This window comes from Lysinibacillus sp. NPDC093216, from assembly GCF_050280325.1.
In the GTDB taxonomy this organism is placed as follows: Bacteria; Bacillota; Bacilli; order Bacillales_A; family Planococcaceae; genus Lysinibacillus.
Map to the genome: position 1 here is coordinate 78,936 of NZ_JBNNVB010000001.1, position 15,015 is coordinate 93,950.

At 33.7% G+C, this 15,015-nt stretch carries 16 protein-coding genes; 7 read left to right on the forward strand and 9 right to left on the reverse strand.

Going from position 1 to position 15,015, the window contains the following annotated elements:
* Window positions 1-5: 5 nt before the first annotated feature.
* Window positions 6-1,373, reverse strand: a complete 1,368-nt coding sequence (locus ACQKOG_RS00440) for a VanW family protein (RefSeq protein WP_427444307.1) — start codon at window positions 1,371-1,373, stop codon at window positions 6-8.
* A 309-nt stretch (window positions 1,374-1,682) separates the two neighbouring features.
* Here ACQKOG_RS00440 and ACQKOG_RS00445 point away from each other — a divergent pair, with 309 nt between their 5' ends.
* The 3 genes from ACQKOG_RS00445 to ACQKOG_RS00455 are packed head-to-tail and all read left to right on the forward strand — an operon-like array spanning window position 1,683 to window position 4,369.
* Window positions 1,683-2,135 (forward strand): type IV pilus modification PilV family protein, encoded by a 453-nt coding sequence (locus ACQKOG_RS00445; protein WP_427444310.1) that lies wholly within the window; start codon window positions 1,683-1,685, stop codon window positions 2,133-2,135.
* On the forward strand, window positions 2,128-2,697 hold the full coding sequence (locus tag ACQKOG_RS00450; RefSeq protein ID WP_427444313.1) for a PulJ/GspJ family protein: 570 nt from the start codon (window positions 2,128-2,130) through the stop codon (window positions 2,695-2,697). Before ACQKOG_RS00445 ends, ACQKOG_RS00450 begins: the two co-directional genes overlap by 8 nt.
* 22 nt (window positions 2,698-2,719) lie before the next feature.
* Window positions 2,720-4,369: a hypothetical protein gene (locus ACQKOG_RS00455; RefSeq protein ID WP_427444315.1), complete on the forward strand. Its 1,650-nt coding sequence runs from the start codon at window positions 2,720-2,722 to the stop codon at window positions 4,367-4,369.
* A gap of 153 nt (window positions 4,370-4,522) precedes the next feature.
* On the opposite strand, the gene ACQKOG_RS00460 is transcribed toward ACQKOG_RS00455, so the two are convergent.
* From ACQKOG_RS00460 to queF, 7 genes are all read right to left on the reverse strand, one after another.
* Window positions 4,523-6,058, reverse strand: a complete 1,536-nt coding sequence (locus ACQKOG_RS00460) for a DUF7305 domain-containing protein (protein ID WP_427444318.1) — start codon at window positions 6,056-6,058, stop codon at window positions 4,523-4,525.
* Window positions 6,059-6,478 carry a hypothetical protein gene (locus tag ACQKOG_RS00465; protein ID WP_370075096.1) on the reverse strand — a complete coding sequence of 140 codons (420 nt, stop codon included), beginning with the start codon at window positions 6,476-6,478 and terminating at the stop codon, window positions 6,059-6,061.
* Between the two features lie 44 nt (window positions 6,479-6,522).
* Window positions 6,523-6,966: a type IV pilus modification PilV family protein gene (locus tag ACQKOG_RS00470; protein ID WP_427444321.1), complete on the reverse strand. Its 444-nt coding sequence runs from the start codon at window positions 6,964-6,966 to the stop codon at window positions 6,523-6,525.
* Between the two features lie 343 nt (window positions 6,967-7,309).
* Entirely contained in the window at window positions 7,310-9,415 is a 2,106-nt protein-coding gene (locus ACQKOG_RS00475) for a DUF2339 domain-containing protein (RefSeq protein WP_427444324.1), read from the reverse strand.
* A gap of 94 nt (window positions 9,416-9,509) precedes the next feature.
* Window positions 9,510-9,761, reverse strand: coding sequence for a phage holin (locus ACQKOG_RS00480; protein ID WP_427444327.1), 252 nt, complete (start codon window positions 9,759-9,761; stop codon window positions 9,510-9,512).
* Between the two features lie 359 nt (window positions 9,762-10,120).
* Window positions 10,121-10,756: a queuosine precursor transporter gene (locus ACQKOG_RS00485; protein WP_370075337.1), complete on the reverse strand. Its 636-nt coding sequence runs from the start codon at window positions 10,754-10,756 to the stop codon at window positions 10,121-10,123.
* Complete coding sequence (queF, locus tag ACQKOG_RS00490; protein WP_370075100.1) at window positions 10,756-11,256, reverse strand: preQ(1) synthase; 501 nt, start codon at window positions 11,254-11,256, stop codon at window positions 10,756-10,758. The genes ACQKOG_RS00485 and queF overlap by 1 nt, the downstream gene beginning before the upstream one ends.
* Before the next feature lie 319 nt (window positions 11,257-11,575).
* Between queF and ACQKOG_RS00495 the strand changes: the two genes are divergently transcribed.
* The 4 genes from ACQKOG_RS00495 (at window position 11,576) to ACQKOG_RS00510 (ending at window position 14,125) form a co-directional block, all read left to right on the forward strand.
* The gene (locus tag ACQKOG_RS00495) at window positions 11,576-11,893 is read left to right on the forward strand and encodes a GntR family transcriptional regulator (protein ID WP_427444820.1); all 318 of its coding nucleotides are present in this window, start codon (window positions 11,576-11,578) and stop codon (window positions 11,891-11,893) included.
* A 3-nt stretch (window positions 11,894-11,896) separates the two neighbouring features.
* Window positions 11,897-12,763, forward strand: coding sequence for an ABC transporter ATP-binding protein (locus ACQKOG_RS00500; RefSeq protein ID WP_427444331.1), 867 nt, complete (start codon window positions 11,897-11,899; stop codon window positions 12,761-12,763).
* Complete coding sequence (locus ACQKOG_RS00505) at window positions 12,760-13,443, forward strand: hypothetical protein (protein ID WP_427444334.1); 684 nt, start codon at window positions 12,760-12,762, stop codon at window positions 13,441-13,443. Before ACQKOG_RS00500 ends, ACQKOG_RS00505 begins: the two co-directional genes overlap by 4 nt.
* A gap of 79 nt (window positions 13,444-13,522) precedes the next feature.
* Window positions 13,523-14,125: a DUF7010 family protein gene (locus tag ACQKOG_RS00510; protein ID WP_427444337.1), complete on the forward strand. Its 603-nt coding sequence runs from the start codon at window positions 13,523-13,525 to the stop codon at window positions 14,123-14,125.
* Window positions 14,126-14,332: 207 nt separating this feature from the next.
* On the opposite strand, the gene ACQKOG_RS00515 is transcribed toward ACQKOG_RS00510, so the two are convergent.
* Window positions 14,333-14,890 carry a hypothetical protein gene (locus ACQKOG_RS00515; RefSeq protein WP_427444340.1) on the reverse strand — a complete coding sequence of 186 codons (558 nt, stop codon included), beginning with the start codon at window positions 14,888-14,890 and terminating at the stop codon, window positions 14,333-14,335.
* Window positions 14,891-15,015: the final 125 nt, after the last annotated feature.

Genomic DNA, 15,015 nt, shown 5'->3' on the forward strand with positions numbered 1-15,015 from the left:
TCTCTTTACGGGCTTGTTTGTATAAAATTCCCACCTTTATCGTAATAGCCATATACAATTTCAGGGTCATTCGGGTCTGTTGAAGTATTTGTATTTGCAGATGTATCTTTATTCGTTTTTGTAACATTATTGCCGGATTTTTTATTTTCAGATTGTGTATCCGGTAATCCATCTCCGTCTAAATCCATTTGTAAGTCTGGATCACTCGAGTCGGAGTTTCCACTACTATTTTCAGTAACAACGGGCTGTCTTGAAGATTTCACAATAATTTTATTTACTGGTGGATAATAGTCACGGCTAACAAGTTCATCCGTAGTGCTACCATTTTCTGAAATCGAGCGATAAACTTCTACCCGTACGCCTTCTTGACCTTTTTGAATAACTTCTTCTCTACCTATTGGTAAATCTTTAGAATAGCGAGTGATGACTCGCGGTTGTATGATTTTATCTTTACTAACACGAACTGAGATTTCTTTTTCTTTCTTTTGAGCTAGTAATTCCACTTTTAAAGATTCGCCTTCTACTGTGAGTTTTAATTTATTCGGTTGATCCGAACGGTTTATAAATTGCAAATCTTTATCTAACGCTCGATTTACCCTCGCATCCAAACCTTGCTGTAAATAATTTGGCTTCTCTCCTTGGGAATGTCTCTCTGAAATCTCATAATCGGTTTGAAGAGCAACATGATAAAGCATAGAGGCTACGAAATTAATCGCTTCACTATCTGATTCTTCATATTTTTCTTCTATCATTGTTAAAAAAGAAAACGCTTCATTCGGTAAAACAATAGAATCATTTAACGTATTCGCTAATTTATCAACACCCATTGCATTTGTAGGGATTTCCTCAATTGATAGAGCTAAACGCTCCGATTCTATTAAATTAGTATCTGCAACTGTTGCAGCGACTTCGTGACTTTTTAAATTGGAAGTTTCGGTGATAATCGTATTTAAAGTCTTTTCAACTTCCCATACACCAGTAGCCTCAAGCTGTTTCTTCACTTGATCATCAACTACCACATGTAAGGGTATATGTACTACTTGTCTTTGCTTCCAGAAAGCAAGCCAAGACCTGTCAGTTAAACTATGATATTCAGCCATCGTACTCTCTACATCAAATACAAACAGTTTAGGGTCAAGTGAAATCGTAACCTTAGCACCTTCTACATCGATAGGAGCCTCTTGCCAAGTATTTATGGCCTCTCGTAAAGCATTTTCAATGGCATCATCTTCTAAGTCCTTAACTGATATTCCACCGATTGTAGATTCATCCCCTTTAGCTAATGCTCTATCAATAATTAAATTTGGTACCCAGACTGTTAATAAAATGATTAGAACAGCTACTGCTGAACCTATCTTCAAATGTAATTTCATAGCCTTACCGCCTTTACAAATATATCCAAAAATAAAATGCCTAATTACTCATATCTCTCCGTTACTTTTTATTCATATTTTTACCATACAGCATACTAGATATTATTTAATGAGTCTTTTTAACTAAAAAAAGTTAAAATTTTATGAACTAAAAATTATTTACGTGTAATTAAAATCATTAATAATACATTGTCAATAAGGTAAACACCCTATATAATGAGGTTATATTTACCTACATATTTCCGAATCAAGCTTATTAATTCAACTTTTCTAGATAAAAAAAACTATTAGATCGGAGGTGAGTTTTTTATGTTGATAAAATCACAGAGAGGATTTTCTTTAATCGAAGTAGTTGCATCACTTGTATTAATATCCATTATTCTCTTATCCTTTGCCCAAATATTTATATCTACGAATAAAACAGCCACAGTAAATATCGAAAAATTAGTCACTGTAAATTTAGCCGATGCTGTATTAGCTAAATTAAAATCTGATCCACTTACCAAAATAGCTACAAAAGACTTGAATGATTATTTTAAAGATACCAGTGAACCAGATGCCAAAAAGAAAAACCCACCTCTCGAGATAGATTTAAATGGAAAAACATATACAATTACATATACCCCTAGTCAAAATTCTAATAAATATGCAAATTCAGATTTCACGGAAAAAGATTTAAATCTAATAAAAGTAGTTGTAACAGTAACTTCTCAAAATGGAAAAACAAAAGGCTCGTCGGAAGGATATGTTTCAATTGAATAAATATATTAAGAATCAAAATGGTTTAACACTAATTGAATTACTCGCAACGATTGTTATTCTAGCAATCGTCTCCACCCTTATCTTTTCAATCCTTGTGAAAACTTTAGAAACTAATCAAAATATTCAACAAGAAACTATGCTTAGAGATGAAGCAGATATAATCATAAGTAAATTTATTAAAACCCTCTATACAACAAACCAAAGTCATATTGTAAGGAATATCAGTAATCAATATATTGAAGTAACCAATGATCTGTCTAAATGTAAAAAAAACGATGATGGTAAATGGACTATTACTAGCGAATGCGAAAAGACGCTTGAGCCTATAGGATTTAAAACTGAAAATAGCACTACCTATATCTATTTTAAAAAGGAGAAATATAAAGTTCAAAACAGCAACATTGAAATTTCTAAAAATTCAGAAATAACAAGAAACCCTACAGTTGAATCCATTTACACAATCAATTTAAAGCTTGAGATTATAAAAAAACGTTCAGGTAATGACCAAACAAAAACTATGGAATTTAAAAATCAGATTCAACCTATTGTAAGCTCAAAATAGTTTAAATAAAGGAGATTGTCATATGAAAATTTTCCGGCAAAATGAAAATGGCTATTCATTGTTAATAACATTTGCAGTCATCATCATCTTCACTATACTCGGTTTGAGTCTTATCACTTTAACGTCAAGCGGTATTACAAAAAACAACACTCGAGAGGAAGTAGTACAAGCTCAAGATTTATCAGATAAAGGGATAGTCTATGCCGTTAATGATATTCAAGCTGTTCTAAAAAAAGAAATTAAAGATAAACCAATGGGAAAGACTGCATTCGAAACCTTCCTCGTTAATACCTTGACTGCTACAAAGCTAAGTTGCTCGCAAGGCATTAACATCCCTGCAGAAAATGCTAATCAAACAAACGTCTGCATCGAGAAAGTAGAACTAATTTCAAATGAAGAGAAGGATCGTTATAAACGCCTAGTAACATTTAAAAGTACTGGAAAAGTAAATAGTAAAGAGCATATTACATATTCACAGATTATTATCGGTACAGATGCAATTCCAGATCAATTACGCTATGCTGTTTCAACGAATGACGAGGGGAATCTTTATTTACATGGTGGTGTTGAAATTCAGGGAGATATTAAAACAGATGGTCATTTAATTATCTCTGAAAAAGCCCATTGGCTAAAAAATAATATTGCACAATGGCCAGATAGCGTTTTTCCCAGAATAATTCCAGACTCTAAAAGTGTTACCCCAAAAATAATTATGAGGGAATCAGAAAAAAATATATATTATGTAAATAATACTGTTGATTATCCTTCACACATATCTGGCAATACAAACTATTTAAACGGTTCTAAATATATAAAATTCACCCCTTCAAATCCTGCTACAAAAAGCGAATTACAGAATCGTTTGTTTTTAACGAAAAATGTATCCCTTGTAACAAAAAGCCTACCCGGAGATAATCTTGAAATAACAGAGAAAGTTATACCTTTGTATACAAATAAAAATTATAATAAAAACTATCCTACTGGCTTAAGTGTCTCGAACACAAATCACGAAACATCTAAATTTAATAGAGACAATATTATTTTCATACATGGAGAAAAAGAAGAATGTAATACTTGGGGTTTATTTGGTTGTAAGAAAACCCTCGATAGAGGAAATTTTAATATTAATGGAAGTGGAAAAACCTTAAATTTGTCGGGCACCTATTTTATTAATGGAGATTTCATTGTAAACAATACTAATTTACGTAGCGATGCCATGCTATATGTAAATGGTAACGTTGATATTAAGGATAGTACTTTAAATGGAATAAATTCAAATAGCACCCTCTTTATTTTCGCAACAGGGGACATTTCAATTAGTAATATTTCTGTTGATAGTGCTACGCCTAGTATGCTTAAAGGCTTTTTCTATTCAAAACAAAATATGATTATGTATGGCGTTGGCTCGAATATTAACTTGTATGGAGGAATTTCAGCAAGACGAACAATTCTAACTGCAGTACGTGGTAATAGTCAAAACTATACTTATGAAAGCTCTAAAAACCAAAAAGAAACCGTTATTACAAATGGTGTTGAAGTACCTAAAAGGAATTCCAGATTGAAAATAACCTATGACGAAAATTTAATAGCTCAATACACATCCTTTAAACGTGATGAAGAAGAAGAATTTATTACTGAATTGAACGAACCCGAGACAATTAATCGTTATTAAAATAAGGGTTGTTTAGAAAGTCTGATTTCACACAGTCATTTTAAACAACCCTTTTCCAATATTTCCTCAAGAACAGTCCTGACAAATCGAAGAGTATAAGTTTTTTAAAAGCTATACAGTTAGGCTTAATGCGCGTTTATTTATACGTGATATTTAGTCTACTTCAAGCATACCATTAGAAATTGTTAAATTGTGATTTTCTTCAAAAATTAAGCCACCATTTGATATTGTATCTTCAATCGTTTTCTGTTTGTAAGTAACAGCTGGATCTCCACTAGTCTTTACTGTATGAGCCATTATTCCGCCTATAACTGTTCCTGATCCCCCCAATAAGACTCTTGCGTTAGGGGCATATATATATAAGTTGTGATTATAAGACCCTCCTTCAATAGTGATATTTGTTCCACCTGCATATATATTTCCTTGTACACTACCAGAACCATCAATTTCTATATTGGCTGATTTAGCATATATAGAGGCTTTTGTTCTTGTATTACCAGTAAAATTCATCGACGAAGTGCCTGCATAATATATACTTAATTGGCCTATGTCCCCTGTATTATTCATACTTGAATCCCCCTCTAAATCAAAAGCATTCTTTATGTACAAAGTTAATTTACCACTTCCTATAATATTTAAATGACCTTGAGAGAAGTCAAAGTTATCTATAAATAAATTTTTGTCTGAATTACCGACATCAATCGTTAATGTATTATTCGAAGCAACCATAAGCGTCTTTACGTACATATCCTGAGAAATCGGAAGAATACCACTGAAATTTGGAGTACCATTTATCTTTCTATCCCCATCAATCTTAATTGAATTTTTATCTAATGAGAGTTGTCTTTGCTCCCCATCGATTGTAACTTGTATTGAATTCGTATAGGGTCTTGTGCTTAAATTAGTAAATTGATTATCTGGGAAAGGTAGTAATATATCTTCAGGAAATGCAACATTCCCTATAATCTCATTTGTAATATTGATCCAGTCTGGTTTTGAAAACTTATCTGAAGTTGTTCCAATTTTTCCATTAATTTTTGTTTCATCTTGTGTAATATCAATATTCCCACTTTCAGATACAACATCCCCATTAAACTTACCGCCCCCAAGTTCGATGTTTTCAATAGCGTGGATAGCAGCGGCATTTGAAAAAGTAGGGCCAGTTTCCGTTCCACTTCCTAAATTAAATGTAATTGTTTGCACTACGGTTCTTGTTTTCTTTCCAATATAACCAACAGATGTTATTTTATATTGCAAAGGTTCTGTATTTTCTTGAACAATTGTTACATTCGCAATAGGTTTTTCTTTAAATTGTTCATCAAAGGTGACTGTAGCAGTATATGTTGATTGAGTATTCTCTTCAAAGATTTTTTTTAAGCTACTTTCAAATGCATCAATAAAATCTAACTTAAATTTTTCCGGCTTTCTTTTATCAAGAGGTAGCTTATTGAAATCCTTTCTATTTTGATCATATGTAATTTTAGCTAATTGTTCTACTTTGCTTTTTGTACTGTTTAAACCACCTTCTGCAATGAAAAATACAGATTGGTCATCTCGCTCACTAGTAGAAATCTTTAATGAATTTGCAGTAAGTGTTAAAAGCATAATTCCAAGAACTGATAGTAAAGCAATTGCCAAAATTGCTAAAAGTAACGAATACCCATTTTCTTGTTTTAGATATTTAAACATCTAGCTACCTCCTCTGAAATATATAGTTGATGAAAAGGGCTTATTATTTGGCGTTGTAATATCAATAATTATATGACTCCGTTTATCTTTAATTTTAAAATCAAGTACATTCACTGCAATTATTTCATCATCCCTTGCAATTGTCTGATTATTTCGATGGAATACGTAGTTATATTTTTGATTATTTTGATTATTTGTTAATATATATTCTGTACAATCATCAAAGTCTTTCGTAATAATTTCTGTAGACTTACGAGTATCTTTAGTGACAACTTTCAAAATATAGGTTGCATCAGATAATTGTACACTCGATTTCATTTGTTTATCGCTAGTATTCATGCCATTCGTTAAGATCGACATTAGAACAATAGAAACGAGCGTAACTATTATGGTAACAGCCAAAACTTCTAGTAAGGTCACGCCTCTCTCATTATGAAATTTAGACATACGCACTACCTCTTTCCTTATAAGCTAAAGATATTTTGCACTTTTGCTTTTAATATCTTCCCTCTTGAATCATAGACTTCGATAGTAATCCTAACTGTTTTTTCCGGCGACATATCTTCAGCTTTCACTATTATGATTTCCTTATTTTTAGCATTTACGGGTGTCACTTTATACTGAGTGGTATTACCGCTCGATTTCTCTTCATCCTTTTCGTATGGAAAATCAGATTCCCAAGTTTCGATTTTGGTGGATTTGAAGTAGTTATACATTTTCTCCATTTCCTTTTGCGCTAAATAGGTTGCATCAATAATTTGTTCAGAGCTTTTTCCTGTTTTATTCGATTGAATGAGTAAGCCAAAAAAGGATAATAAGATGATAGTTATTATAACTAAAGAAGCAATAACCTCAATTAAAGAGAATCCCCCTTGACTGTTAAATAATTCTCTATTTTTACGCTTCATTTCCGCCCTCCTTCTGCCGATAATACTTTTATTAATATAAGATATCAATAAAAGTCTATTAGTCTTAAACACTATAATAACAGTGCTTACAGTAACTAAAGTTTCCTAGTTATTTAATTAAATACTATTTTATGATAATTACACTATTCCATATATAAACAATATTTACAAGACCACTTCTTCATATGAGTATATATTTTTTTCAAAATTTTCCATTCCTAATAATATGTAAGGCGAACTACGTTTAAATTACAATAAAAAGCAATACGATGTAAAAAAACGTTTACCCCAAATTAAGGTAAACGTTTTTTGTGAAAACATACTTAGTGTCTAAATAATTTATTCATTTCCTCAACAACCTACCCGACAACAGCAACCCAATCCCACCAATTGTAATAAACAGGACAGCTCGAATTAGTAAGTCTAGCGCGGACAAATCAAAGAATATAAGCTTAATAAACGCAATAACTAAGATGATAAAACCTGTTACGCGTAATGTTCGTAAGTTGCGCACGTTGCTAAGCCAAAGCGAGATACTTGCTGTCAAGAATAATGTAATCGTTGAGAAGGCAATGCTTAGCTTCCAATCAAGCAAACTGTTGTAGGAAAGCTGGGATATGAGACCCCAAACAGATATCATCGTAAGCACCACACCTGCACTTACAATTGGATCAAGAAGTTTCTCTATTTGCTCTTGATAGCTTTGATAAATGCGCCCTTTCATCAGTAAATCGATCATAATTGCTACGATAACAGCAATATACACAATTCTTGTCACTATATTTAACCACTCGACACCTTGCATATTGTACGGAATCATTTCAAGCATTATTGTGAAGAGAATGAAAAATACACTAAGGACTGGCGTTAATGCGCGCCCTTTGTATTTTGTTGGTACTAAAAGTGATCCCGCGAAAAGTAAAGCGAGGATTATACACATTAGATGCGGAATATTACCAGCACCTGCAAAGTACGTTCCATCCAGCTTTCCGATATAAGCTAAGAAATAACCAGTCGTTATTACTGCTAAAAAATCAATCACATATAGTTCCTTCATTACCTTTTCAAATGCAGTCTGTGTCTCCTTTGGACGTCTTGCATATAGATAAATAATCAGGAGATATATTCCTGGCATGATCAAGCTAACATGGTCTATGCTGAAGAATGGTGTTGGCTCATGAATTATAAAGCTTAAAGCGAGTGTAACCATAAATAAAAATGAGCTGACAACCTTCATCATACTAGCTCGTAAACGTAAACTCATCATTACGCCCGCAAAGGTAATGAACGGGATGAGCAAATGATCCACTTTCTCCGGGAAATTCATAACTAGTAACGTATTACATAGTGTAATAAATGCGAGTGTTACGGCACTATCAAATGCCTCCTGCCATTTTTGCTTATAGCCATAACCCGCTAAAGCTGCAAACAAGAAAACTAATATGAGTAATAGTGCTTCACTATATTCAATAGGACTAATGATAAAGTTCAAGAGCAATAAACTAAAGGCTCCTAGGCTAAATTGAAGTCCAACATGAATATATTTCAATTTAGACTCTGCATTATATAAACGGCACCAACTCGTGTAAAAAATAGATAAAACAACTAGGAAACCTATTGCAAAAACAGCTCGATTGTCATGATTCATAAACGCTATAATGCTGACCGCTAGCACTGAGAAAAAGGTTGCTATATAGAGAGCCAATTTCTGCTTGTGTTGATGAATGACAAATTGCAGCATCGTAAATAGGACAACCACATAGATTAAAATAATTATAGGACTAAAATCCATATATTCTAGTAAATAAGGTAGTAATAACGAGGTAAACGCTACAAATATTGTTAGTACTTCGTTTTTCTTTAAATAGCTAATAGCAATACCGTAGCCGATATAAACGACGGCAATAACAAGTGCCATCGTTAAACCGATGATTTCATACAATATTGCACTAGCGGCTGTTGTTAATATTCCAACAATAAACGCCCCACCGTATAAAGATATTGTGATGGCTGAGGATCCTATTTTTTTATGCTCCAACACATAAGCTGTTGCTGCTAAAGCAAGCGATAATGCGTAGGCGAGGATGATTTTAACCTCATTCGATAAATAGCCATAATCACTCACAAGCTTAAGACCCCAAAGCACCCCCATCACTAAAATTACCATAAATACTTTTGGAAGTGCCCACATAATACGCTCTTCCAACGTTCGCTGTGGCTCCATCTTTTTTTCTGGAGCTGGCATTGTTTTTGGCTTTGGTTCCAAGTTTGAATTTGGCTTTGGGTTTTGCGCTAGTTTTGGCGTAGATTGTTCAATAATGGACTTTCTGGCGTTCAATGCACTTGTTTTAGCAACAGATTGCTCACGCTTCAAGCCCTCTAATTCCTGCCGTAGATCCATCATTTCCTGCTCGAGCATGGCAACCCTCCGCTCCATTTCAAGCGACATTCAATCATCCTCCCTGCATTATCAATTTTTTAACATTATAACATATTTATCCTTATTGTAAAATTACACTTTTGATTTATTTTTACTCTCCTATTTATCTAGGTCTTCGATACATTAAAGCACGTTGACTATCACTGGTTCCCCGCGTTGTTGGATCTACAACAACTCCTAATAAAACGAAAATTGATAATACGATATTTAAGATGGTCATTGCCTGATCACTCATTGCACTCGTTAAATCGTAGCCAAAAATAGCTGCTACTTGCTGTGCGAGTAATAAAATCAACGAAAATAGCGCAAGTAAAAATGGTTTATGCTGAAAACGGATCATCCAGTTAATTTTCATATATACTCACCTCCTCCCTTCTCATACACAGTATATGCTCCGCCGCATTACTGCACATATGCAAAAATGGAGCTATAAACGTAGAATAAGAGGGATTCTTATTCCACAAATATTATGAAGCACAAATTTGCAACGCTAGTTTTCGCAAAGCACACACTAAAAAGCCATCTCAGGTATGAGATGGCTTCTAGTTGTTGAAAATCTATTATGTTAATGAAATTAAGTATAGCTCTTCGGCAAACTAGGGGTTAATTTCCGTTCCGACTGGGCGTTGTTATTGCTAAAGCAGAGAGTTGCGAAGGTAAACGACACAACACTTCTTATATCCCCATTTTTGTTTTTCATCACTTTGAATCATCTCAATAATGAGATGGTTCAAAGCCTTTACGTTTATCAAATCTTCGCGCAACGAAAACTAGCCCATAAACAAGTGGAGTTGCTACAATGGACGCAAAAAATTTAAACAAATACTGTGTTATAAATAATGTCAGTAACACTTTAATTGGCATTATTCCATAAAAGGCTATCGTAATAAATAATGCCGTATCGATGAGTTGGCTTAACATCGTAGAAGCATTGTTTCGAAGCCAAAGCTTACCGCTTCCATGCTTTTCCTTAAATTTATTAAATATCACTACATCCAAATTAACACTGACCGTATAGGCTACAAGACTTGCAATAATGACGCGCATACTGCCGCCGAGAATTGTCTCAAACTCCTGTTGATGACCAAAGGCTTCTGCAGGTGGTAGTGCAATGGCAATCGCGATAAAGCATGCCGCAAACACCTGTGCCATAAGCCCTGTTCTTACCGTGCGACCGCCCGCTTCCTTGCCATATACTTCACAAATTACATCAATAAGAGGATACGTAAAAATAATTAAAATCGCTGCTGCGGGAAGCATTATCCATTCGCCTATACTAAACACTTTAACAGCTAAAACATTTGCTAAAATTAAAAAACCTACAAACAATCCGTTTAAATAGTAAAGCATCAACGATTGTCCACCTTTTCAGGATACAGATCGTGGTTCATCAAACGATGCTCCGCCATTTTTTCATATTTTGTGCCCGGGCGACCATAGTTACACCATGGATCAATGGATAGGCCACCACGTGGCGTAAACTTGCCCCATACTTCAATATAGCGTGGCTCGATCAGCTTAATTAAATCATTCATGATGATGTTAACACAATCCTCATGGAAATCCCCGTGATTACGGAAGCTAAATAAATAGAGCTTTAAAGATTTACTCTCTACTAGCTTTTTATCTGGAATAAAGGATATATACATTGTCGCAAAGTCAGGCTGCCCTGTCATAGGACATAGGCTCGTGAATTCTGGGCAATTAAATTTCACAAAGAAATCATTTTTCGTATGTAAATTGTCAACTGCCTCAAGTATCTCCGGAGAGTATTCAAATAAATACTTTGTGTTTTGGTTACCAAGTAGGGTTAAATCCTGTAATCCTTGTTCTTCATTTCTTCCTGCCATAAAAATGCCTCCTCAAGTTGTGAGAAGTCCATTACGCATTAAATCTAATAAAAAAAAACGCCATATCCGCATTTTTGGGATATGGCGTAAATGACGTCATCCATAGTTTTTTATAGAGGGTATGCGCTATGAACCTCTTTCTTATTCGCTAGTAATATTAACTTAATAAATGCATTCCGTCAACTAAATTTTTCATAATTTGGCATTGACAAAAATATCCTATCGTTATATGGTTAGTTACATAAGTAATTAACCAGTTAACACAAGGAGGTGGATTGTAATTCACTCTTTAAATAGCGAAAAGCCCATTTTCCAGCAAATACGCGAACGAATAGAGGATAGGATTTTAGATGGACACCTACAACCAGAAGATCGCATTCCATCTACAAATGAGTTTGCAAAGGAATATCAAATTAATCCCGCAACAGCTGGAAAGGGCGTGAACGAATTAGTGGACAAAGGCGTAATTTATAAAAAACGAGGCGTCGGCATGTTTGTTAGTACTGACGCCCGCGGAATATTAATTGCGGAGCGTAGGGAAAATTTTTTTAATCAACATATAGAGCCATTGAAGAAAGAAGCAATAAGATTAGGTATTTCAGATGTAGAATTACAAAATATGTTACAAAGGGGTTAACGTATGAAAATTGAAGTGAGAAATGTTAGTAAATCATATAGACATAAGGAAGCTTTAAAAAATATCTCTTTTACAATTGAAGGACCTAAAATCATTGGGTTTTTGGGCCATAATGGCGCTGGCAAAACTACATTCTTAAATTTATTATCAGGACTTATTGCTACAACTAACGGGAACATCACTGTCAATGGAGAAAATGTATTTAATGTACCTTTAACTCTACGTGATATTTGTTTTGTTGCAGAGAGTGAAAACTTTCAAGAGGAAATGAGCATTGCACAAACGTTAAAGGCGAATAGCTTCTTTTATCCAAAATGGGATGGGAATCTTGCAATGGAGCTACTAGAAGTTTTTGCTCTTAATCCAAAAGATAAGGTTCGCAGTTTATCAAAAGGAATGGTGTCTGCGTTAGGTATTATTACAGGTTTTGCTAGTAATGCAGGTATTACAATCTTCGATGAGCCTTATATCGGACTTGATGTTGCTGCTCGAAATACTTTTTATGATTTATTGATTGAACAACAAACCGAAAATCCAAGACTTTTTATTTTGTCTACACATTTAATTGATGAGGCAAGTGGGCTATTTGAAGAAATACTTATTTTACACGAAGGACAATTACTGCTTCAGAAAACATCGGAACAATGGCATGAGCATATTGTTGCAGTAAAAGGTAGTGCTTCTGATGTCGAGCAAGCAATACGTGGTCTAGAAGTTATTTACAAACATACATTTATGCAGGAGCTAACTGCAATTGTCTTCGCTGATGGTCAATCCATTGAAGGACAGAATATTATGCTTGAACGTGTTTCATTACAGGATATGTTGGTGTATTTAAGTAAACAGCAGAAAGCGAGGGCTATTAAATGAATACAGTAAAGGGTAGTTTGTATGTATTATTTCAAAGCTATAAAAAACAAATTATAACTTTTTGGTGCATTTTATTTTCAATCGTCCTATTTTCGCTTTTCATAGATACTTTTTTTGAACTTCATAATTATTCTTTTTCCATCATGATTTCTATACCTGTTTATATCTTTTCCAGTGTCATGGCAGCAAAGTTACTAAATAAAACCTTGTCTTATTTTTTAAGGCTTGGTTTATGTCGCTTGCAATTTATGTTCAATGTGGGGCTCTTTTTCATCTGCTGGAGCTTAGTAGGTGCCTTCATAATTGGTTGTACACAAAAAATAATTACTTTCGTTTCTAACATATTCATTATTCATCCTATTTTATTTTTTAATAATTCCCCATCATTTTTACAAACGATGGCATTGGATACTGTTTTACTGCTCTTCTTCCTTACAGCTGGCCTTTTATTGAATGTTGTCTTTTATCGATTAGGAACTGTTGGTGGATACAGTTTTATCGGGTTACTAGTCTTAATTCCAATTGTTACAATTATCTTCAAGTTGTATTCTTCTTTGTTTGACCTACTATCAAATATATCTACCTTTACTTTATTAAGTAGTTTATTAATTTTTAGTGTATTACTTTACTCAATCATAACAATGGCGATTCGAAATGCTTCGGTCAATCCAGCAGCATAATTCTAGAAGCATTTCGGAATGCTGTTTATAAGCTGTTATACTATGAGAATTTATATTACTTTAAGAAGGAGACAATAATATGAGGATACCATTTGTACCTAATAATGTTATGGTTCATAGGGATAGGTTCGATTTTATACAGCAATATCGCGGCGGTGGTTTTATGCTCATAGCTGGTTCTATATATTGGCTGTTGGCATTTGTATTAACTTACGTTCTTGATGAAACTTTATTGACCAAGGTTTACATATGGGGTGGTTTATTAGTCCCGATAATAGGAAGCCTATTTTATAAATTGTTGAAAATGAAAGCAAATCCAAGCCAGTATACATCATTGGTCGGATTTGCTTCAGCGATAACTGTTTGTTGTTTTCCAGTACTGTTATTAGTTAATCAATTAGATTCGACAAAGATATTGCCAATCCTTTGCATTATTAACGCCACACATTTAATCATTCTTTGTTGGGTTCATCTAGAGTATCTATATTTCATTATGGTGATGGTGGGTGTGTGCCTCAGTATGGCGTTCATCTATTCCATCCCAAGTGTATACGTACACTTTATTTGTTTAATATGGGGGTTAATCTCCCTAATATTTGGAGTAATCATTCATATTAATTCAAAAATACCTCTCAAAGGCTATGATTATCAAATTATAGATGAAAAAGTGTATGGTATATAAAAAGTATGAGCATTTGACTTAACAGGTAGGAGAAGGCCTTATTGCTAGATGTTTTTGTCAAATACCATTAAAAAGTATCGCCTAATTTTATATAATCTGTAACACCAAATAAAAAGCATTGGGAAATCAATACCCAATGCTTTTTCGATGTTTTTAAGTTTACTGAGTAAAATCACATTTTGAAGTAAAGGACTTGGCATTTTTATATTAACCCTGTTCATCCTCTTGCGTTGTGTAGTCAATAGAATTGGCTATGTCAACTAAAACTTCAGGTGTTACCTTATTTGAAACCCTCTTATCAATCCACAGCATATAATGCCAATCTTCTCTTTCAAATGCAAGTACATTGAAACCTGAAATTTCCATATAATTTGAAGTCGTTCCGTTTTTCAACTTGTATGTCTTTACTATATTTTCTTTTTTAGATGGATACTTAAACTGAATAGGTCGAACCGTTATTTTATAATGATGCTCAGGAAGTTGATGATTAATAAATGTTGCTTCAAAAAAATCGTTCATGTCACCATCAAGATCATTAAAACGACCAAAATGATGTGTAAAACTAATAGAAGGTACTCGAAGTGGTAGCTTTAGCCCTTGATGATAGTGCCGTTCAAAATCGGAGGCAGCTGCTTCAACCGTTTTATAGCCTATTTCAGGATAAATTTCTTCATAAGAACTGAGCGAATCATTGATATAGGCATCACTTGGTTGAGAAAATAATAAATAACAGGAATTTAAGCAGAGAGAAAAAATTCTGTCCATTTTATCACCTCAGTGTCACTTTAAGTGTAGTTTTTCCCAACTCAATGAAATTATGTGTCAAGTTGTTTTCTGTTCAATTTATTCTTTTAACACGCATTTAGATAAAGAAAAAAGCAATTGTTCGC

Coding starts and splice junctions, on each gene's coding strand:
- ACQKOG_RS00440 (WP_427444307.1), bottom strand. CDS start 1,373: ATGAAATTACATTTGAAGATAGGTTCAGCAGTAGCTGTTCTAATCATT.
- ACQKOG_RS00445 (WP_427444310.1), top strand. CDS start 1,683: ATGTTGATAAAATCACAGAGAGGATTTTCTTTAATCGAAGTAGTTGCA.
- ACQKOG_RS00455 (WP_427444315.1), top strand. CDS start 2,720: ATGAAAATTTTCCGGCAAAATGAAAATGGCTATTCATTGTTAATAACA.
- ACQKOG_RS00460 (WP_427444318.1), bottom strand. CDS start 6,058: ATGTTTAAATATCTAAAACAAGAAAATGGGTATTCGTTACTTTTAGCA.
- ACQKOG_RS00470 (WP_427444321.1), bottom strand. CDS start 6,966: ATGAAGCGTAAAAATAGAGAATTATTTAACAGTCAAGGGGGATTCTCT.
- ACQKOG_RS00475 (WP_427444324.1), bottom strand. CDS start 9,415: ATGTCGCTTGAAATGGAGCGGAGGGTTGCCATGCTCGAGCAGGAAATG.
- ACQKOG_RS00480 (WP_427444327.1), bottom strand. CDS start 9,761: ATGAAAATTAACTGGATGATCCGTTTTCAGCATAAACCATTTTTACTT.
- ACQKOG_RS00485 (WP_370075337.1), bottom strand. CDS start 10,756: ATGCTTTACTATTTAAACGGATTGTTTGTAGGTTTTTTAATTTTAGCA.
- queF (WP_370075100.1), bottom strand. CDS start 11,256: ATGGCAGGAAGAAATGAAGAACAAGGATTACAGGATTTAACCCTACTT.
- ACQKOG_RS00500 (WP_427444331.1), top strand. CDS start 11,897: ATGAAAATTGAAGTGAGAAATGTTAGTAAATCATATAGACATAAGGAA.
- ACQKOG_RS00505 (WP_427444334.1), top strand. CDS start 12,760: ATGAATACAGTAAAGGGTAGTTTGTATGTATTATTTCAAAGCTATAAA.
- ACQKOG_RS00510 (WP_427444337.1), top strand. CDS start 13,523: ATGAGGATACCATTTGTACCTAATAATGTTATGGTTCATAGGGATAGG.
- ACQKOG_RS00515 (WP_427444340.1), bottom strand. CDS start 14,890: ATGGACAGAATTTTTTCTCTCTGCTTAAATTCCTGTTATTTATTATTT.